Genomic DNA, 20,323 nt, shown 5'->3' on the forward strand with positions numbered 1-20,323 from the left:
GCTGCCAAGGCGGAAACGGTTGCTGAGGTGCCCGATTTCTCCCGTTTATCGGGAACCCGGACGCGGGACAGTTTCCGTTGACGGTTTTCGACGGTGGCGGTTAGTATAGGTTATGACTTGGGGAACAGCCCCGGGCCGAGGAGATCTTACGCGGGGGGAATTCGATGTTGATCCGTACTTTAGGTTCCCGAATCAAAAGCAAGTCCTTCGTTTTGCGGCGCTTGTCGATCAAAAACCGGCTGCTGGCCGCCTTTGTCATTACCTCGCTTTTGCCGGTCGTTATCGTCAGCGTTTATTCCAACATGAAATACCAGGCTTCGGTAACGAACAAAATCAGCGCATACTCCATGCAGATCCTGGACGAGCTTTCCCAAAACGCCACGCGCGAGCTCGAGCAATATGAAACGTTAAGCGAAAACATCATCATCAACCCTTCCATCCAGGACGGCCTGCGGCGTTTCGATACGATGACCGACTACGAAAAAAACCAGCTGAAAGTCCGGATCGGAAACGAGATGGGGCAGCAAATTTTCCAGCTCGGCAACATCAGCAACGTCATGATTTTGAACAGCAGCAGCGAGACGTTTTTCGATCTCGGCTTCGAGCTGTATCCGTCGGCTTCCATTCAAGCCATGCTGGAGCAAACAAGCCACTCCATTGGAAACGCTTACTGGACGTATCTTCGTTCCAGCCGGGGGACCAATACCATCGCGCTTAGCCGGATCATTTATTCGGAGGACGCGCTGAACAAGCAGCTCGGATACGTCATCATTTTTATCGACGAAAAAGTGTTTTCGCGCAACATTTATAAATTCGTCAATTTGGGGACGGGCAGCAGCATTTATATTACGGACGCCAGCGGCATGGTGATTTCGTCGCTATCGGAAGACATCCCCAAAGGAAGCCGCTTTGCGCCCGATGAAATCCATGCGGTCATCGACCGGCAGTTTCACCGGGAGGGGAGGCTGGCGACGTTTCATGCCAACGTCGATAAACACGAGTATCTCGTCGGCAGCGCCTATATCCGCTCGGCCAACTGGTTTTTCGTGGGCATGATCCCGCAAAAATTCATCGTGTCGGAGCTGTCGGAAATGCAGCGGAACCTGGTCTTTATTTGTCTTTTGATCGTGCTGTTGTCCGGCATGATTTCGATGTGGATTTATTTTACGATCCATAGTCCGATGCGCTCGCTGCTCATGTACGCCAAGCAAATCCGGATGGGAAGGCTTGTAGCCAAAGCCGAGGCGCGTTCCAAGTACCCGGACGAGATGGATATGTTGACCGAAACGATCGACGGGATGGTGGAGCAGCTGAAGCGGCTGATCGCCCAGGTGCAGACCGAGCAGCAGGCCAAACGCGACGCGGAACTGAAAATGCTGCAGGCGCAAATCAATCCGCATTTTTTGTTCAATACGTTAAACTCCCTGAAATGGTCCGCGATGCTTGGGGGAAACGAATCGGTCACGAGCGGCATCGAGTCGCTTTCGGAACTGCTCCGCAGCACGATCATGGTCAAGGACGAATTCATTCCGCTGCGGGCCGAAATCGAAAATCTGCGCCATTACGCCAACATCCAGCGCATACGTTACGGAGATTCTTTCGTGCTGCATACCGACGTGGACGAGGAGCTTTCCGAGACGCTGGTGCCCAAATTCATTTTGCAGCCGATCGTGGAAAACTCCATTCTGCACGGCGTGGGAGACGATGAAAAGCGGGTGGGCATCACGGTCAAAGCCACCTGCCGCAATCATGTGCTGACCATTCGGATTACCGATGACGGCAAAGGGTTCGACATGAGCGCGGTGAAGCCGAAACAGGCTTCGCGCTCGAAGCTGTCGGGCCTCGGGATCGCGAACGTTCATGAGCGGATCAGGCTGCATTTCGGCGCGAATTTTGGGCTTGCAACGACCAGCACGGTCGGGGAAGGGACCGAGACGGTCATTACGATTCCAATCTATCGAAGCGAGGGGGAAGGGGAGCATCATGTATAAAGTGCTTATCGTCGATGACGAAATGATCGTCCGTCATGCGGTGAAAACGCTGATCCGCTGGGAAGGCAGCCGTTTTGCGTATTCGGGGTCGGCGTCCAGCGGGGCGTCCGCGCTGAAGATGGTGCGCGAGCAGCATCCGGATATCATCATCACCGACATTAAAATGCCCGAGATGGACGGGATCGAGCTGATTAAACACCTTGTGGCCTCCGGCTTTGACGGAGAGATCCTGGTGCTGAGCAATTTCAACGATTTCGAGCTGGTGCGCGAAGCGCTGAAATGCGGCGCCCATGACTATATGTTGAAGCTGACGCTCAAAAGCGAAAATTTCATGCAAACCTTAAACGAAATCGCCAGCAAGCTGGACGAAAAAAAACGCCAGCCGGGCGTTGCTCTTACGGTGGAGCGGAATGACCAAACAAACCGGATTCACGATCTGCTCCTCGCCCTGCGCGATTCCGTCGACGCGGCCCAGCTTCCCGGCCTGAGCCCGGAAATCGCATCGGAACTGCTGCCGCCGGGTCACGGCGTGACCCTGTTCGCCATTCAAGTGGATACGGCAGGGGAAAAAAGGGACGAAACCTCGCTGACGCGTGCTCTCAGCCAGCTGTGGAGCGACGTCTACCCGGGGAGCAGCTGGCAATGTACCGTGGCGGAGGAGGAACGCAGGTTCCTGCTCGCCGCGGCTTATCCTGCGGATACGCAAACGGCAGAGCCGGCCGAGATGGCAGGAAGGATCGCCAGCCTGGCCGCCATGTACTACAGCCTGAACGTCGATATCGTTTACGGGAAACCGGCATTCGGCCTGGAAGAGCTGATCGATGAAATGAGGCGCTGCCGCAAAGCCAGGACGTTGTTGTTTTACCAAGAAGCCGGGCGGGTGTGCTTGCCCAGCGATACCGAAGCCGCCGAATATGATCCTGCGTACGAGCGGATGGAATCGGAATGGACGGAGGACATCCGCACGGGCCGGCCGGAGTTTGCCGCCGAATGGGAGCAGCGGGCGCTGCGGCTCATCAGGGAAGGCGCCGCGCGCAGGCTGCTGCCGCGGGTCGTCAAACGGACGGTATGCGAGGGAATGTGGACCTTAAGCCGCAAGTTAGGGCTTGAGCAGCGGCGGGAGTTCGACCATTCGCTTTGGCTGGAACGGATTACCGGAGCGGGTAGCGACACGGAGCTGCTTATGCTCGTCTCGGAGCTGGCGCAGGACGTGCTTGCCCTTGCTGGGAGCGACGCGAAGCTTCGGGCGATTCGGCCGGAAATCCGAAAGGCGCTCGGCTACTTGGAAGAGCATTACGCCCAAGCGGTTTCGATCCGTGACGTGGCGTCCCACGTCAATTTGTCGGAAACGTATTTATGCCAGATTTTCAAAACGGAAACCGGAAAAAGCATCATGACTTACCTGAATGAGCTGCGCATGGCCAAAGCGTATGAGCTGCTGTCCTCGGGCCAGCTGCTGGTCAAGGAGGCTGCGGCCGAGGTCGGCATTCATGATCCGTTTTATTTCAACCGTTTGTTCAAAAAGCATTTCGGCATCGCGCCAAAACACGTCAAACCGAAAGAAAATCCAGCTTTAAGATAAAAGTAACGCCAAAATGCACCATTTTACGTTGCCATCCTAAAATCGTACAGGTACGGCGCAAGCGGTTTCAACATGAGCATAAAATCGTCCATGTCATTCATTCCGTGCTCCATTTGGCGCCGTTTGAGGCAGAGGTATAATGACAACAAAGAAAAAGGAGGTCATGGAATGAAATGGAATAAGTTTCTCACCGTTGTAAGCGCTTGCGCATTGTCCGTATCCCTCATTGCAGGCTGCGGTAACGGCGGCAGCAGCGGTGCTTCCGGAGCGAATGAAGGCGGCAAGGACGCGGCGGGATCGGGCGGCGACGGTTCCAAGCAAGTCGCCAACGGCGAGCTGAACGTCGCTGTTTTCCAAGGCGGCTACGGCCGCGAATATTGGGATCAGGTCATCGAAGCGTTCATGAAAGATCATCCCGGCACGAAAATCAATCTGACGGCCAGTCCGAAAATCGCCGAGCTCGTGCGTCCGAAAATCGTAGCGGGTAACCCGCCGGATCTGCTGTACATCGCGGGGGGAGACAACATCCCGCTGCTTGACGGACTGATCAAGGACAAGGCGCTGCTGGATTTGACGGATATTTTCAATGAAAACGACGGCAGCGGTCCGCTGAAGGATAAAATTCTTCCGGGCGTGTTGGAGTCGCGCGCGATGTCCCCGTACGGCGACGGAAAAATCTATCTGGCGCCGTTCAACTTCGGCGTGCTGGGCCTATGGTACAACAAGACGCTGTTTGACGAAAAGGGATTCCAGCCGCCGAAAACCTGGGATGAGCTGTTTGCCATGAATGCGGCGGCCAAGGAGAACGGCAGGGCGCTGTTTACGTATCAAGGGATCTATCCGGGTTATCTGGAAGAAGTCATCGTTCCGGCCATTTACGACCTTGGCGGGCAGAAGGCGCTCGACCAATTTTTCAATTACGACCCCGAGTTTTGGAAAAGCGACGTGTTCAAGCAGGTATGGGGCAACATCCTCAAGTTCGCAAACGAAGATAACGGCTTGATGAAAGGCACGGTCGCGCTGAACCATACGCAGGCGCAAACGGCGTTTATGCAGGGCAAAGCGATGTTTATCCCGAACGGAACGTGGTTCGAGGATGAAATGAAGGATGCGCCGCGCGAAAGCGGCTTCCAGTTCGGCTTCCTCGGCATCCCGTCCTTTAGCGGCGGCAGCGTTAAAGCGCAAAGCAATATCGAACAAATCGTCATTCCAGCGAAAGCCAAAAATCCGGAGCTTGCCTCCGAATTCCTGAAATACATCTACTCAGACGAGAGCATTAAGCTGAATGCCGAAAAATCCAAGGCGGTCATGGCGGTCAAAGATGCGGCCGATTTGGCGAAGCCGTATATTTCGGAATCGACGTACAATGTTTACAAAGCCGTGGACAACGGCATGGAACTGGTCAACGGAACGTTTCAAACGGTAGCGAAAGGCAGCAAGTACAATCCGAAGGACGACGTATACAAAGCGATTTCTTCCCTGGTCAACAAACAGATGACGCTCGAGGAATATGGACAGAAGATGTACGACATGTATACGGAGGTCAGCAAGGAATTAAAACAAGCTCAGTAGTTCCCGCGCCCCCATGGGAAGCTAACGTGAAAGCAGACAAAAACAGGCCGTCGCGACCCGTTAGGACGCAAAGGCCGATTCGGGTTGCGGCCGGCTTAAAGAACCCAAGTGGAAGGACGTGAGGGAATGACGCTGAAAACGAGGCGGCTTCTGTTTATGGCCGTATGCCTTGTTCCGGGGTTGGCCATGTTTATGCTGTTCAAACTGTACCCGACGATCCAAGTGTTTTACAAATCTTTTTTCCTATGGACGGGAATCGGGGATAAGCCCAAATTCATCGGCTTCAAAAACTTCGTGGACATGTTCCGCGACGATGCGTTTCTGCTGTCTCTCCGCAACACCGGGTTTCTGATGGTCATCGTTCCCGTATTCAACCTGCTGATTGCCCTGGTCAACGCCTCGATCTTGACGCGGACAAAGCTGAAGGAGCGCGGGCTTTACCGTACGCTGTTCTTTTTCCCGAGCATTTTGTCTTTTGTCGTCATCGCGATTCTCTGGTCTTTCATTTACCATCCGACGCTCGGCTTTTTGAATTCGGGACTGGAGCTGACGGGACTCGGGCAATACGCGATGCCGTGGCTCGGCGATTCCCGCACCGTATTGTGGGCGCTGGCCGTAACGATGATCTGGCAGGCCGCCGGATATTACATGGTCATTTACATGGCGGGCATCGACGGCATATCGCCCGATTTGTACGAGGCGGCGAGCATCGACGGCGCAACGCCCTTGAAGCAATTCATTCATATCACGATTCCGATGCTGTGGGAAATCATCCGGATCACCATCATTTTCAGCATCAACGGCGTTTTGTCGATCAGCTTCGTCATCGTGACGATCATGACGGCGGGCGGGCCGGACCGGCATTCGGAAGTGGTCATGACTTACTTGTACCAGCAGGCGTTTACGAACTCCAATTTCGGTTACGCGATGGCCATCGGCGTTTTCGTTTTCGCATTTTCCGTGCTCCTGTCGCTGATCAGCAACAAACTTACGGAAAGGGGTTCCTACTGATATGGCACAAATTCAGACAAGCGCGGCGTTTCCTTCCCCAAGGGAACGTCGGCCGGCGAAAGCGGCTGTCATCGTCCGCAACGGGCTCCTCCGGATCTTGCTCATCCTTCAGGCGCTGGCGGTCGCGTATCCGCTGCTGTGGAACGTGATGGCTTCCTTCAAAACAAACGAAGAAGTGATGGAAAGCCCGTGGACTTTGCCGAAATCGCTGCAGTGGGACAACTACGTCCGGGCTTTCACGACCGCCAAAATCGGCGATTACATGCTGAATTCGGTGCTGGTTGTCGTCTTGTCCATGATCATGCTGATCCTGATGGCGGTGCCGACCGCTTACGTGCTCGGGCGGATGCGTTTCCGCGGGCAAAAACTCATTTCGAACCTGTATATGGCGGGGTTGTTCATCGGAGGAGTGTATATCATCGTGCCGCTGTTCATCCTAATGAACGACCTGCATATGCTCGACAACCGGTTTTGGCTCAGCGCCGTGTATGCGACGGGCACCCTTTCCTTTTCGATTTATTTGCTTACCGGCTTCATGAAATCGATCCCGTCCGATTTTGAAGAGGCCGCGATGATCGACGGCTGCGGATATTTTTCCACGTTGTTCCGGATCATTATGCCCATGGTGCGTCCCGGCATCATTACGATGGTCGTATTCAGCTTTTTCGACTTTTGGAACGAATACGTGCTTGCCATGACGCTCGTGACGAGCGACGCCAAAAAAACCATTCCGATCGGCCTCAGCAATCTGATGCAAATCCAGCAGTTTGCCACGGATTGGGGCTCCTTGTTCGCGGGACTCGTCATCGTTCTGGTTCCCACGGTCGTCATTTATACGCTGCTGCAGAAGAAGCTGACCGAAGGCCTGATGCTCGGCGGGGTCAAGGGCTGATTTTTGCGGAAAAATTGTCAAAATAGTTCTCCCAATAGCCCTCATTCTGGCTTATAATAAGCCGGATAGGGCTATTGGCAGGAAAGGCCAAAAAAAGGCACCGAGAGGGAGAGATCGAACGTAATGGCAGAATTCAAGGTTCAAGGAAACGATTTTGTTTATGAAGGGGAACCCCTTCGCATTTTTTCCGGTTCCATCCATTATTTCCGCGTGGTACCTGAATATTGGCGCGACCGGCTGCTGAAGCTGAAAGCCTGCGGTTTTAACACGGTCGAAACGTACGTGGCGTGGAACATCCACGAACCGGAAGAAGGAAAGTTCGTGTTTGACGGATTGGCGGACATCGAAGCGTTCGTCCGGTTAGCCGGCGAATTGGGGCTTCATGTCATCGTGCGTCCAAGCCCGTACATATGCGCCGAATGGGAATTCGGCGGACTTCCTGCCTGGCTGCTGGCCGATTCCTCGATGCGGCTTCGCTGCTTCGACCGTGCGTTCCTGGACAAGGTCGACCGTTATTTCGACGAGCTGCTGCCAAGATTGAAACCGCTTCAATGCACGAACGGCGGCCCGATCATCGCCATGCAGATCGAAAACGAATACGGCAGCTACGGCAATGACAAGCAATATTTGAATTACTTGAAAGAAGGCATGATCAGCCGCGGCATCGACGTGCTGCTGTTCACCTCCGACGGCCCGGAAAACCATATGCTTCAAGGCGGCATGGTGGAAGGCGTGCTGGAGACGGTCAACTTCGGTTCCAGAGCAAAGGAGGCGTTCGCGAAGCTGCGCGAATACCAGCCGGAAGGCCCGCTGATGTGCATGGAGTTTTGGAACGGCTGGTTCGACCATTGGACGGAGGAGCATCACACCCGCCCGGCCGAAGACGTGGCGAAAGCGCTCGAAGAGATGCTGGAGGAAGGCGCATCGGTGAACTTTTACATGTTCCATGGCGGCACCAATTTCGGGTTTTACAACGGGGCCAACCACGGACAGCAGTTCGAGCCGACGGTCACGAGCTACGATTACGATACGCTGCTGAGCGAGTGGGGGGATCCGACGCCGAAGTTTTATGCCGTACGCGAGGTGCTTTCCCGTTACACGGACCTGCCGGAGCTGGAATTGCCTGAGCCGATCCGCAAAAAGGCGTACGGCACCGTGCAGATGACGGAACAGGCCGGACTGTTCGGCCAGCTGGATCAGTTGTCGCAGCCGATCCGCAGGGCGTGTCCGGAGCCGATGGAGAAGGTAGGCCAAAATTACGGCTTTATCCTTTATTCCACGCGGATCAGCGGTCCGCGGCACGGCTTTGAGCTGGTGCTGCAGGACGTGCGCGACCGGGCGCTCATTTTTGCGAACGGCGAGTACGTCGGCACGGTGGAACGCTGGAATCCGGCAGGCATCCCGCTCGAAATCCCGGCCGAAGGACTGCAGCTTGACGTGCTCGTGGAAAACATGGGCCGCGTCAACTACGGCCCGCTGATGAGGGATCCGAAGGGCATCACGGAAGGCATCCGCCTCGGCAACCAGTTCCTGTACGACTGGACGATCCGTCCGCTGCCGCTTAGCGACTTGTCAGCGTTGTCTTTTGCGCCGCTGAAGGAAGAAGGAGCTTCCGTTAAGGGCGGAGCGCCGGCCTTTTACAAGGGAACGTTCGAGGTCGACGACAAGGCGGATACCTTTATCCGTTTGGACGGATGGACGAAAGGCGTCGTCTATATTAACGGCTTCAATCTCGGACGATACTGGGAAGCGGGACCGCAGAAAGCATTGTACATTCCGGCGCCGCTGCTGAAGACCGGCAGCAACGAGCTTGTCGTCTTCGAGCTTCACGGAACAAGCAATCCGGAAGTCAGCTTGGTGGACGTGCCGGATCTCGGATAATAAACAGGGACTGTCCCGATCCTGGGGCAGTCCCTGTTTTATAATATCAGAAAGTATTAACTACAGAGCGATTGCATCCTGATATTGCAAGAAAAACTTCAACTAAACGCGGTCTGTCTACTGAGAAAGTACATCGATAGACGTTTTTCTTATTCTTCCTCTCCGTCTGCGTACCACGGATTCAAATGCACCATGACGTCCCCGACGTGCTTCATCCGCTTCATGATGCTTTGCTTCACCTCGCGGCTCACGTCATGTCCTTCCTTCACGGTCAATTGATTCGGGACGCTGACCTTCACGTCCACGATAATCGCATTGCCGAGCTCCCGGGCGCGGATGCTGTCCACCCGTTTGACGTTCGGAACCGAATAAATGATCGAGGTCAGCTGTTCCAGCTGCTCGTTCGTGACGTTTTTGTCCATCAAAATGTCGATGGCTTCGCGTCCCATTTTGTAGCCGAGCCGGATGACGAGATAAGAGACGATAATGCCCGCGGCGGAGTCGCCGTATTCCGTATACGCGATATGGTATTTGTCGCCGATCAGCGCAATGCCGATCCCGATCACGGCCGCTGCCGAAGCGTAGACGTCGGCAATATGGTCATAGGCGGTCGCGATCAGGCTGCGGCTGTTTTCCGCTTTTCCGATCCGGATGCAGTACATGTACAGCGCCTGCTTCCACGCCAAGGAAACAAAAGCGGCCACAAGCGATATCCAGCTGGCTGCGGCGGGGGGCGAAAAAAAGGATTCGACGGACTTGTAAACCATCAGCAGCGCCGCCATGATCAAAATGATGGACACCAGTCCGGAAGCAATCGCTTCGGCTTTGCCGTGGCCGTAAGGATGGTCTTCATCGGCCGGTTTCCTGGCGACGAGGGCGGAAGTCAAGGCGGCAACGGTTGCCACGACGTCCCCGGCGTTGTGAATCCCGTCCGCGACGAGAACTTTACTATTAAATACAAGACCCGTGACGATTTTGAGCGCCGTCAGCACCACGTTACTGATCAAGCTGATCCAAACGGCAACAATGGTTTTATTGGCCACCTGCTCTACTCCTTAAGGCAAATTAAAAATCGTTCGACCTCTTACAATATGTACCATTCATAGCGGAGAGCTTCAAGTTAAAAGTATTCTGCATATGAATAAATGTTATTCATTCCGGAAGGAACGGGCTGCCTTTTTTTGGCTTGAACAGGAAAAAACTCTCCCGACGCGCACATTTCCCGCATAGGGGGATGTGCTTTTGCGCTTGGAGAGCTTTTTGGATCATTTTTGAATGGGAGCTTGTGCTACTAGTGATGTTTGCTTACGCGATCGGAATTTTGAACGATTTTTTGATGATGGGGTACAGCCACTTCACGCCGCTTGGCGTCAGCGAATCGGCGACCAGATGCGACAGGTATCCGGCGGTGGCCACCAGCATGATGCCTTCCACCTGAAGTTGCTCCTCCAAGCCCGAACCTATGTATGCCCATAGTCCCAGCGCCCAGACGGTGTGCGTTAATCCCCGGTGCTTCAGCCAAGGGGCGACCGCCACGAACAACCCGAATCCGAGAAGCCACGTCATCTGATGGGACAGGCCGATATACGCAAGCGCGCAGCCGATCACGCTGACAAGGATGTTGCGCATGAGTCCGTCTTTAATAATCAGGCCGAGCAAAAACAAGCTAAGCGCCGCGAGCGAATATTCCACGACAAACAGATGTTTCGCGAAATAAAGCCAGATAAGCATAACGATCAGAAGCAGGCCTGACCAGTACAGCATCTCCCGCAGCCACTTGGAAAACTGCCCGATCTTTGAACTGAGCATGCTGGGCCCGTCCAGATCGGGGCTGAGCGCCGACAACGCGGAAACCGCGATATAAAGCGCGGCATGCTGCAGCGTAAACGGATAGTGCGCAGCCGCAGCCGCTCCGATGGCGACGCCGATCGCCATATGCGTTGAACCTTTCATGATGCCTCCTCTGACTGACCACGTGGATATATAGGCAAACATATGTTTGCTATCCTATTATACATGCCGGGAGCGAGGCGCGCAAAGGTTCTTTTGATAAAAGAGGAAGTTTTATAGAACAGCTAGTTGTGGATCAATATGTATTCTGTATCCAAGCCTAACCAATGCCAATGTATCCGCTTTAAATTTGTTGCAGGCCGTGCGTTGCGGAGGGCTCATTCTTTCGAATCGACGGGTTCCGATCCGGCCGAATCCTTGGGCAACGCCCCCCTTCCCAACAGGTAATCAATTGAAACCTGAAACAGATCAGCCAGCCGGTCCAACGTTTCATAGTCCGGCTTTCTCCGGTTTTTCTCGTAATGAGACAGCGCCGCTCTGCTGATGCCGATCGAGGCAGATAATTCCTCTTGTGTCCAGCCTTTTTGTTCCCGAAGTTCTGCTATCCGATGACCGTACTTCATCCGTTCCCACCCTCCGTATATGATCCAAGGCTAATGAAATAATACTTGACGCGATACAAAATGTATCGTAAATTTACAATGTCGTCAATAGCGAATAACCATTTTGTAACCATTTTCCTAAGAAAACAGGTTGCTGAACCCTTTATGACACGATGGAATCTTCCTGTTGATGCAATGTTGTGCTGAGGTTAAAGGTTTTCGGCATAACTCCTCCTATTAAGGGATTTATAAACATAAAATGTTGTCGAGGATTCATTTTTTAGATACATTTAGTATCGATTAAAAAAAGACAGGTGTTGAAAAGATGATTGATACCCATTGTCATATCCTGCCCGGCATGGATGACGGCCCAAGAAGCATGGATGCTGCCTTGCGCATGGCCGCTTCTGCAGTAAGGGATGGAATTCAAACGATCATTGCCACGCCCCATCATACCGCGAAAAGGTATAACAATACGGCACGAAAAATACAACGCAGAGTAGGTCTGTTCAATGGCAAGCTGAAGAAACATAACATTCCGCTGAGGATTCTCCCCGGACAGGAGTACCGCCTAACGGATTCTTTTCGGGCGGAACATCGGGCGAGACGGCTTCAGACGCTTGCCGGAAGCTCTTATCTGCTCGTCGAACTTCCTTCCCGCATGATCCCCGGCTGTCTTTACGAATTTTTCACCTACATGAAACATCATGGCATCCATCCGGTCATTGCTCATCCTGAAAGGAATCTTGAAATTATCGACAACCCGGATCAAGTGCTTGACTGGATTGAGAATTACGGAGTTAGGCTGCAGGTTACAACCCAATCCTTGATCGGCGTTTTTGGCCGGAACGTGCAAGAAACGGCATCCTACCTGTGCCGGAAGCACTGGATTCACTTGGTAGGCAGTGATGCACATAATTTGTCATTGCGGAATTTTCACTTCCAAGAAGGTTATGAAGCAATTAAACAATTGTGTGGTTCTTCTTATATGAAGATACTGCAGGAACATGCAGCGAAATTAATTTATGGAAGTACAATGACCAGCTTGCATCATCAACAGTCCGGAATAGAAAGTATCTGCAGAGATGATGAAATTACTAGCCCTAATACGTAACTTGGCCCTTGAATGTAAATAGATCAACCGCAAATGGATTCTTCCGAAAGTCGTGGATTGGCCTGGGCATAGCCTCGAAGCCGTTGCTCCATGACTTTTGTTCATGAACATGAAGATGACATTACTGCTTTTCTGACTTTGTTTCGGTGGCTATTGTACCCATCCGTCTCTCCGAACAAAGGGAATCCTCAAAAAGACTGCCGTCATTCGCATGAATCTTTAATGGCATCTAATACAATGTCTGCCAGCTGGTTTACCGTTTGCTCGTGTACTGGGCGGCGAAGTTGGTAAAAGCTGACGTTTGCCGACAGTCGGGTCGTCGTTTCGAAATGCCATGCTGTAAGCCCGCCCTCCGAAAGAATATAATTACGGTATGTATGGCGATACAAAAGCGACAATCGTTCTAGATTCTTCGTCACGGCACGGATTTCGGCATGCTGGCAATCCATCTTCACGAGTTCGAATACACCAGCCAAAGGAACGGCGTTTTCCGAAAAATAGGAGTGGACAGGAACGGCAAATTTCGTTTCACGGTCGAACAATGGACGATATAATTTCGAGTTCATGCCAAAAGCATCCAGACTTTCCTGCCACAGCTTTTGTTGCGGATAGGAGGGGGTCACGAAAGGGTTATTGCAGTCATCCAGGGTCAAAGCAATGACATCATCCGTTATCAGCCTATACCCTTGTTGCAGAAAAGCGGAAGCAAGCGTTGATTTGCCATGACCGGAATGGCCGACAAACGCGTAAGCTTTACCATCGATGACAACTGCACTGCCGTGCAAGGGGAGTATTTTTCTTTGGAATAAAATAGCGCCCATACATGTGCCCAGTACATATAATCGAATAATATCGACGTCGGCGTCTTGCTCAGGCGAGATGGTGATCGTCGTTCCTTTTTCAACCGAGAATGTGGCCTGATGAGGTATATGAAATACGACCTCATCTTTTCCAACCGAAATCTTCTTGGGTGATTTCATTAGCTCCGTCCGTTTATGCGTCAAATCACCGTACCGAATGGATATATCAGGTGTATCGGATAATGAGCTGGTCTTTCGAAGTTCCGGAAAAGGGATCACGCTTTGAATGGAATACCCGAAGGCGGTATACGCGTCGTTCGTTTTCGTTTGAAACAATGCTTTCACCCCAATACCAATAAATAATTAGGGGGTAACCCATATACCTGTTAAGGTGTAATCGAGTTTCCCCCCTTGAAAAAACATGCCTTTATGTACTAACTAGGATGTATGATGTACGTGCTCGTCGGGATCGGGTTGTACCGCGTCCGGAGTCGTTTCTCCAGGGCCGGCCATTGTCATATTGATATCCAGAATTTCCAAAGCGGGTGCTGTCCATTCTTTTTTCATTTGTATTCACCTCCTTTCAAAAGTTTTTTTCGAGAAATCGGTGCAGAATTAGGCTGCGCATTAATAATTTTATGGACGTCCCGTAGGCCTGATTGATGTCAATGCCTTGGCGAGCTTCTTCTATGGCCTGCTCGAGGACAGGCATGTTTAAGATTTGCTGCATTCGCGGGTCGCGGCGCAAACGGTTAAGTTCGCCGACGAATGCCGGCCAATCGTCTAACATTCTGTGGATCGAGTCGGCTGCTTGAATGCCTCTTGTTCGTTGATTCAACCGAATAGAATCAGGTAGCCGGCCTTTCGTAGCCTGGCGAATCAATGCCCGATCCATCCCGTCATGCACGAATTGATCCATCGGAGTTGAAAGGCAGAACCGGATAACCCGGAGGTCATTGGTAGGGTCGTGGCCACATACGGAGTAACGAAGAGAGAGCTTGCATCCAACGGTTCCCGTCGTGCTCCACATATTCACACGGTGAAAATGCTGTTTCCTCGCTTCAAGCGGATCCGAAGGCAGATCATGCGTCGAACCAATTCGGGTAAATTTGTCATCATGGAGTTTTTCGTAAATGCCGGCTCGTTTTGCAAAATCGGAATTAATTAACTGCGGAATTTTTATTGGAGCCGGGGTTGCTTTCAAATTCCCGAGTACGGGAAATGCTTTACGGCAAATGGTGGAATAAACATATCTTCGTCCTAATCCGACATTTTTACTGTACAAACGAACCTCACGCGATAAGCGAAGCCAACTGAACTTCCTCATGAGTTTCGTATAATATTCGATCGCAGGCCCCCAGGAAATGCTGTAGTTGCCTCTGGAACCTTGAAGCAAAGTCCCTATACCTCGTTGCTTGGCTTCCTCATAGATGCCCCTTAACCAGAACGTATTATCGAAAAATTTATAGGGGGTCTCCAGAATATTCAGCCACTCATCGATCTCCGTAAAGGCGTTTCTTCCTTGGAAATCCATGTAATGATCATCGATATTGCCCACAAACTGTACCGTCTGACGAATCAAGGGTCTTTCATCGGCGAGTCTGCGTTTCGGTGTCCAATCCGTAAATCCATCCACAGGCACGTAACTGAACGTGTGAAGTTTGCGGCTGTCTTTTTCCAAAGCTCTGGCGGCGAAGCTGACAACCGACCCGGAGTCTAAGCCTCCGCTAAGATGAGCGCCGATGTTCTGACGGGTCCGTCGCAGTCTTGCGGTCACGGCTTTGTTAAAGACGTCTTGAAAAGCTTCCACGTACTCTTGCGGCGAAGCAAGCTTCAGCGGTGTGACTTCCGCAAGACTGTTGTATCTGCGAATGCTTACCTCATTTCCCGTGACCGTAATCGTATGGGACGGAGGCAGCTGTTCAATGTTGTTATAAATCGTCGTTGACAAATCCGGGGGTTCAAAGACACCGGTAATGGCAAGAAATTCAGCCAACCATTGGTCGTTTAGCTCTTTTTTTATGTAAGGTAAAGACAATAAGGGGTTAATCGCAGTGCATAATGATAATTGCTGCTTGTTGCGATGGAAATAGAGCGTACGCGCTCCAGAAAAATCCCTTGCTCCCAGAAGCAGCTGTTTTCTCTCATCCCACAGGATGAATGAAAAGTCACCGACAAGTTTCTCCACCATTTGTTCGGACCATTTCTCATAGGCCTTCAGGAGTATTTCGCTGTCTGTAATGCTTTTCGTATCGTGTTGCGGCACTTGCAATTGCTCCATTAATTCGTCGCGATTATCAATGATGGCATCCGCAGTTATCGCAAGACCCCGGTGCGCATCGTAATAAGGCAATATTTCCTGGGCGGATTGTTCAGTAACCCATTGCGCATGACACATGAGCATGATGTTTTCCTTCTGCCATACAGCCCTTTGGTCAGCCGGATATTGGTCCATTGCTTCCATCATCAGGCTCCCGTGTTCGGGCAAAGCGGGTTCCCGATTGAAGCCGTAAATAGCGGCGATCGCACTCATTGAATATCTCCCCCATTATGTACCGCCTAGTAAAAATGCACTAAGAATCGTCCCATTTGGCTATATCATACATTATGTTACGAAATGTATCAATATCTGTTTTAAAAATCAATATTATTTCTACGGGCTCTTCGATTTTTTTAGGAAATGCCAAGGATTCCGGCAAAATAGAAATGCCAGCAAAACACCGACGGTATCGATGAAAACATCATAAATTCGTCCGCCGCGAAAAAAATACAACTGCAAAATTTCGGTTACAGCCGCATAGAGAACCGAGAGATAAAAAGCGGACCGGTATTTGCCGAACTTGGACCCCAGGAGCGCCAATATAAAAAATCCCAACATGTGCCCGGCTTTTCGTTGAAGCCACTCCGTGTCCGACCATTGATAATCCGACTTCAAGAGTTCCAGCCAGTCGGGTGCAGGATTGATTTGAAAATCGATGAATTGATATTTGATCAGCATATGGAAATTGACGGAGCAAGTGAAGATAAAAAGAATGCAGGCCCATATCAGTGTTAGAAATATTCGCATACGCATTGATTCTCCTTTCATGATCGGAATCCGCTTTGCCTCAAATGAATGCAATTCGATACATTTTGTATCTGTAGAATTATATTGCAGTTATCCAATGGTTTCAATATTTGAATTGGATTTATTTCAAACGTACTGGGAATTTGTACTGAACATTTATTGAAATGGATGATTACTATAGCGATAAGGAGGGGATCGCATGACTGATCCGAGCACGCATTTCATGAAGATGAGGAAGTGGCTGGCAAATGAGGCGGTATTACCTGAAGAATTAAGCGCTAATTTTGATCTATTAGATGAAGAAATGGGAAGCCGCGGCATCAACGTCAAATGGTTTGGGGCCGTGGGAGATGGCGTGACGGATGATACCGAAGCTTTCAAAGCTGCAATGGCTATGAGCAATAAGCGGTACAAAATATTTATCCCTGCAGGAAATTATCGGATCAGGCAAACGATCGAAAATAACAGCCGGGGCATTTTTGGTGTCGGTCCATACGTGGACGGCGGGCAATCAGGTACCCGGATCATTTGGGATCCCATGGATAAAGCAACGGACTTGCTCCCTTGCATAAGAATAAAAGAGGCCGGGATAAAAGCTGTATTCGAGGATTTCTCCATCCAAGGAATTGTGAGCTATAATTCAAAAAATCTTGCGACCTGGATCAATAAGAGTCTATTCGAACAAGACTTATATGACATGTTCCAAGTTGGAGCGGCTGCAATTGAGGTCGCCGGCACAGCCACTCCAATATTCAGGAATATCATTACGTCTCAGGTAAAGGTCGGTCAGCTGCTTAATAGCACGAGCGGGCATGTATCATCGTATGATTGTACATGGAGCGGAATGATTGGCGTGTATTGTCGCATTAATTCTGGCGATTATTATTACCAAGGCGGCGGCATATCAGGAGCATTTGCTGGGATAATGATGGGTACCATACTAACAGCCGGTCATCGCGGAGGCTTCGGAGCATTCCTTCATAGGACCCATCTTGGGTTTTCCCCGTACGCAATCTATCAATGCATAGACGGCGGACTGGAGGATTATAATAAAGCCCCATCCGTTCTGGGATTAAGCGGCTTATACGTTAATACTCAGTTTGAGCAATGCGGTGAAGCAGCCATAAAATTGCTGCCAAAATCCTCCACGCTCAATTTAAGAATGTTCGGATTCGGATTTTCGTGGTCAACGACACAGCACACCAATAATCCATCTGCTTGGGAATATGCGCTGCCGGATGATCTGAAGCATCCGAACGAAAAGCAACGGTATGCAGCCTGGTTCGGAACCATTACGGCTCCGGTCGTATTCCATGATGATCTGGGCAAATTGAAAAAATCAACGGCCATAGGAGCGCTTGGCACTGCTTATATTGATACATTGACGGGCGACAAGGAATCCGATCTTTCCGGGCTGTCCGTAGCCGAAACGGTGATCCGGAGAAAGCTCACGCCGCTATACACTTCCGTTGATTTGCAGGCGCGCATGCAAGAAAGAGAGCATAGGGCGCTTATGCCCGTCTCTGCTCCAAACCTTCTTCAAAATCCCGAGATCTTGTCAAACTGGACGGTTAGTAACGGAACCATCAGCCTAGTCACGGCGGATCAGGTCCCGGTACCTATCTCCAACGAGATGAAACAGGTCATCGGCAATAATCCGGTAATATTAAAAGTAACACCTGATGGAACCAATTCACCAAGCGTTAGAATAAAATTCAATGCTCGATCCCTGCCATTCAAGGGGGATGCAAATCGCAATTTGGCCATGCAATATTTTATATTGGAAACCGAATTTGCGAACACATCGTTTTATGCGTCGATCGGGCGGATTTCAGCGCAGAATGGGGAATATATTTTTAATGATGCTGCTACTTGGAAAGAGAAGGGCTGGAAGCATCTTCGCGGAAGGGAACTGGCAAGCAAAACAGGTTTGTTATATGAATTCAGCATCGGATTTATTCCGCCGAAAGGCGAAACTTATATTGCCGGGGTCATGGTAACGTGGGATCATATCGGTTCATATTCCCCGTATCCTCACCACTATGTCCCTGGTCCGTTCGAAATCGGCGGGCAAGGGCTGATACTAACCGATTCCGTTACAGGCGCCAGATATCAAGTATCCATCGTCAAAGGTCAGATGCAGATTCTTCCGGTATCGTGAGATGTCATTCTACATGGACATAATGCATAAAAAAGGTTCATTTGTTGGTTGTACAACAAGTGAACCTTTTTTAATGATGGCCATTGCCTATACATCAAGCAAAACGTCATACGTATAAAGGCGATAGGAAAAATATAATCTTGACATGATACAAATTGTATCTTAGAGTATGGGGTGTGAATATACATATTGTATCGTTTTAGGTTGGGAGCAACAAATGCGGTGGATATTTTTATTCCACACATTATTAATCGGAGGGTTGCGAAAGAATGGAACTCAAACAATATTTTAGGATCATTCAAAAAAAATGGTGGCTGATCATGGTCATTGTGGTGGTTGCGATTGCTGCGGCTTGCGTCAAGAGCTTTTACTTCACGACGCCGATTTATGCGGCAACTGCGAAGCTGATTGTTAATCAGAAGGGATCAGCAGACGGCAGCCTGAATACGGGAACGATACAAACCAGCATTTTTCTTATTAATTCTTATAAAGAAATTATCAAATCATCCGCAATCATGGATAAGGTGGTACAGAAATTCCCCGAATTAAAGGCAACTGCCGGTGAATTGTCGGCCGGCATCTCAGTCATAACCGCGAATAACTCCCAAGTCATGAACTTGGGATATAAGGATACATCCTACGCAAAGGCAGCCGCAATCGTAAATGCTGTGTCCAAAGTGTTTAAGGATGAAATCCCCCACATTATGAACGTGGATAATATCACGATCCTAAGCATGGCGGATACGAAGGCATCCCCTGCTCCGATTAATCTCAATCCGTTGATGAACATTTTGATCAGCTTTGCTGTTTCCCTGATGTTGGGCGTCGGACTCGTGTTTCTGCTTAATTATCTCGACGATACATTGAGAACGGAAGCCGAAATCGTTGAAATTCTCAATTTGCCCGTTCTTACGGCCGTCGGCGAGATTACCAAAGGAGATTTGAAGGCGACGAAGAAGGCGGCAGCAGTACACAATTCAAAAGTAGGTGAAAGCAAGTATGCGGCGCTCAATCAATGACCGAAGTTTAATCGTATCCGTGAATCCAACGTCAACGATCTCCGAAGTATACCGTTTGCTTCGAACAAAAATCCACTACTTGTCCAAAGACCATGAATCCAAACTGATTATGGTTACCTCCGCGCTGGCAGGCGAAGGAAAAACGACAACGATTTGCAACTTGGCAACCACGTATGCTCTCGAAGGCAAGAAGGTGCTGCTCATTGATGCGGATTTGCGTAAACCATCTCTGCATCGAATATTCTCTCTGCCGAATAATCACGGATTAAGCACGTTATTAACAGGCGGCACGAGTGCTCAGTCTGCAATCCAGGAAACCATGGTTGGTTATTTATCGTTGCTCCCTTCCGGACCCGTACCGATGAATCCGTCGGAGCTTATTGATTCCACAGCTATGCGGGAACTGCTTGAGAGTCTGAAGCAGGATTATGACGTGATTCTGATTGACACGCCTCCCGTACTTGCTGTGACAGACCCTGTTATAACCAGTACGTTATGTGATGGTGTGGTTATGGTGGTCGCCACGGGCCGGGTTAAAAAGGATCATTTGCGGAAAGCCAAGGAACAGTTGGATCATGTGAATGCTCGAATGTTGGGCATTGTGCTCAATCGAATGAATCGGGAAGACCAACAAATATTTTATATGGATGACTACGGTACAAAGGGTTAACGACTGATCATGAAAATAGGTAATGTCTACTGAACCTCTATCACTGTAGGCACTCGGTCACACTGTGGGTCACTTGCGCGACCTTAGACATGATTGTCAGGGGTGTGATGTGAGGCGGGGTTAAATGCCCCCTAAATTAACAGGATATATCTTGTATTAAAGAATAACTA

General features: G+C 50.5%; 16 protein-coding genes and 1 pseudogene. 10 read left to right on the forward strand and 7 right to left on the reverse strand.

The genetic code is table 11. From position 1 onward, the window contains the following. The first annotated feature begins 164 nt into the window (after nt 1-164). From NYE48_RS08665 to NYE48_RS08690, 6 genes are all read left to right on the forward strand, one after another. Complete coding sequence (locus NYE48_RS08665; protein ID WP_340998073.1) at nt 165-1,991, forward strand: sensor histidine kinase; 1,827 nt, start codon at nt 165-167, stop codon at nt 1,989-1,991. Next, nucleotides 1,984-3,573 carry a response regulator gene (locus NYE48_RS08670; protein WP_340998075.1) on the forward strand — a complete coding sequence of 530 codons (1,590 nt, stop codon included), beginning with the start codon at nt 1,984-1,986 and terminating at the stop codon, nt 3,571-3,573. Before NYE48_RS08665 ends, NYE48_RS08670 begins: the two co-directional genes overlap by 8 nt. A gap of 168 nt (nt 3,574-3,741) precedes the next feature. Then, nucleotides 3,742-5,145: a carbohydrate ABC transporter substrate-binding protein gene (locus tag NYE48_RS08675; RefSeq protein ID WP_340998077.1), complete on the forward strand. Its 1,404-nt coding sequence runs from the start codon at nt 3,742-3,744 to the stop codon at nt 5,143-5,145. Nucleotides 5,146-5,271: 126 nt separating this feature from the next. Continuing rightward, nucleotides 5,272-6,156 (forward strand): carbohydrate ABC transporter permease, encoded by an 885-nt coding sequence (locus NYE48_RS08680; RefSeq protein ID WP_340998079.1) that lies wholly within the window; start codon nt 5,272-5,274, stop codon nt 6,154-6,156. A 1-nt stretch (nt 6,157) separates the two neighbouring features. Next, entirely contained in the window at nt 6,158-7,048 is an 891-nt protein-coding gene (locus NYE48_RS08685; RefSeq protein ID WP_081992665.1) for a carbohydrate ABC transporter permease, read from the forward strand. Between the two features lie 123 nt (nt 7,049-7,171). Beyond that, nucleotides 7,172-8,929, forward strand: a complete 1,758-nt coding sequence (locus NYE48_RS08690) for a glycoside hydrolase family 35 protein (RefSeq protein WP_212950830.1) — start codon at nt 7,172-7,174, stop codon at nt 8,927-8,929. 149 nt (nt 8,930-9,078) lie between these two features. Here the strand turns inward: NYE48_RS08690 and NYE48_RS08695 are convergent, their stop codons facing one another. The 3 genes and pseudogenes from NYE48_RS08695 to NYE48_RS08705 all read right to left on the reverse strand — a co-directional run. Continuing rightward, nucleotides 9,079-9,972, reverse strand: coding sequence for a cation diffusion facilitator family transporter (locus NYE48_RS08695; protein ID WP_212950832.1), 894 nt, complete (start codon nt 9,970-9,972; stop codon nt 9,079-9,081). 262 nt (nt 9,973-10,234) lie between these two features. Continuing rightward, nucleotides 10,235-10,882 (reverse strand): metal-dependent hydrolase, encoded by a 648-nt coding sequence (locus tag NYE48_RS08700; RefSeq protein ID WP_339321483.1) that lies wholly within the window; start codon nt 10,880-10,882, stop codon nt 10,235-10,237. Between the two features lie 254 nt (nt 10,883-11,136). Continuing rightward, a pseudogene (locus NYE48_RS08705) lies at nt 11,137-11,343 on the reverse strand (helix-turn-helix domain-containing protein); the annotation flags it as partial. A gap of 304 nt (nt 11,344-11,647) precedes the next feature. Between NYE48_RS08705 and NYE48_RS08710 the strand changes: the two are divergent. Next, nucleotides 11,648-12,436 (forward strand): tyrosine-protein phosphatase, encoded by a 789-nt coding sequence (locus NYE48_RS08710; protein WP_340998086.1) that lies wholly within the window; start codon nt 11,648-11,650, stop codon nt 12,434-12,436. A gap of 203 nt (nt 12,437-12,639) precedes the next feature. On the opposite strand, the gene NYE48_RS08715 is transcribed toward NYE48_RS08710, so the two are convergent. The 4 genes from NYE48_RS08715 to NYE48_RS28200 all read right to left on the reverse strand — a co-directional run bounded on the left by NYE48_RS08715 (nt 12,640) and on the right by NYE48_RS28200 (nt 16,324). Further along, a complete protein-coding gene (locus NYE48_RS08715) occupies nt 12,640-13,572 on the reverse strand; it encodes an aldolase (RefSeq protein ID WP_340998088.1) in 933 nt (310 codons plus the stop codon). A 102-nt stretch (nt 13,573-13,674) separates the two neighbouring features. Beyond that, the gene (locus NYE48_RS08720; RefSeq protein WP_339321480.1) at nt 13,675-13,803 is read right to left on the reverse strand and encodes a paeninodin family lasso peptide; all 129 of its coding nucleotides are present in this window, start codon (nt 13,801-13,803) and stop codon (nt 13,675-13,677) included. A gap of 16 nt (nt 13,804-13,819) precedes the next feature. Beyond that, the gene (locus NYE48_RS08725; protein ID WP_340998090.1) at nt 13,820-15,769 is read right to left on the reverse strand and encodes an asparagine synthetase B family protein; all 1,950 of its coding nucleotides are present in this window, start codon (nt 15,767-15,769) and stop codon (nt 13,820-13,822) included. Between the two features lie 120 nt (nt 15,770-15,889). Continuing rightward, the gene (locus NYE48_RS28200) at nt 15,890-16,324 is read right to left on the reverse strand and encodes a VanZ family protein (RefSeq protein WP_445323954.1); all 435 of its coding nucleotides are present in this window, start codon (nt 16,322-16,324) and stop codon (nt 15,890-15,892) included. Between the two features lie 178 nt (nt 16,325-16,502). On the opposite strand from NYE48_RS28200, the gene NYE48_RS08730 reads away from it, so the two are divergent. From NYE48_RS08730 to NYE48_RS08740, 3 genes are all read left to right on the forward strand, one after another. Further along, nucleotides 16,503-18,464 (forward strand): glycosyl hydrolase family 28-related protein, encoded by a 1,962-nt coding sequence (locus NYE48_RS08730; RefSeq protein ID WP_340998092.1) that lies wholly within the window; start codon nt 16,503-16,505, stop codon nt 18,462-18,464. Between the two features lie 269 nt (nt 18,465-18,733). Further along, a complete protein-coding gene (locus NYE48_RS08735; RefSeq protein WP_340998095.1) occupies nt 18,734-19,483 on the forward strand; it encodes a YveK family protein in 750 nt (249 codons plus the stop codon). After that, entirely contained in the window at nt 19,464-20,153 is a 690-nt protein-coding gene (locus NYE48_RS08740) for a CpsD/CapB family tyrosine-protein kinase (protein WP_340998096.1), read from the forward strand. Before NYE48_RS08735 ends, NYE48_RS08740 begins: the two co-directional genes overlap by 20 nt. The last annotated feature ends 170 nt before the right edge of the window (nt 20,154-20,323 follow it).

This window comes from Paenibacillus sp. FSL M7-1455, assembly GCF_038004655.1.
GTDB classification, from domain to species: domain Bacteria; phylum Bacillota; class Bacilli; order Paenibacillales; family Paenibacillaceae; genus Paenibacillus_AQ; species Paenibacillus_AQ cookii.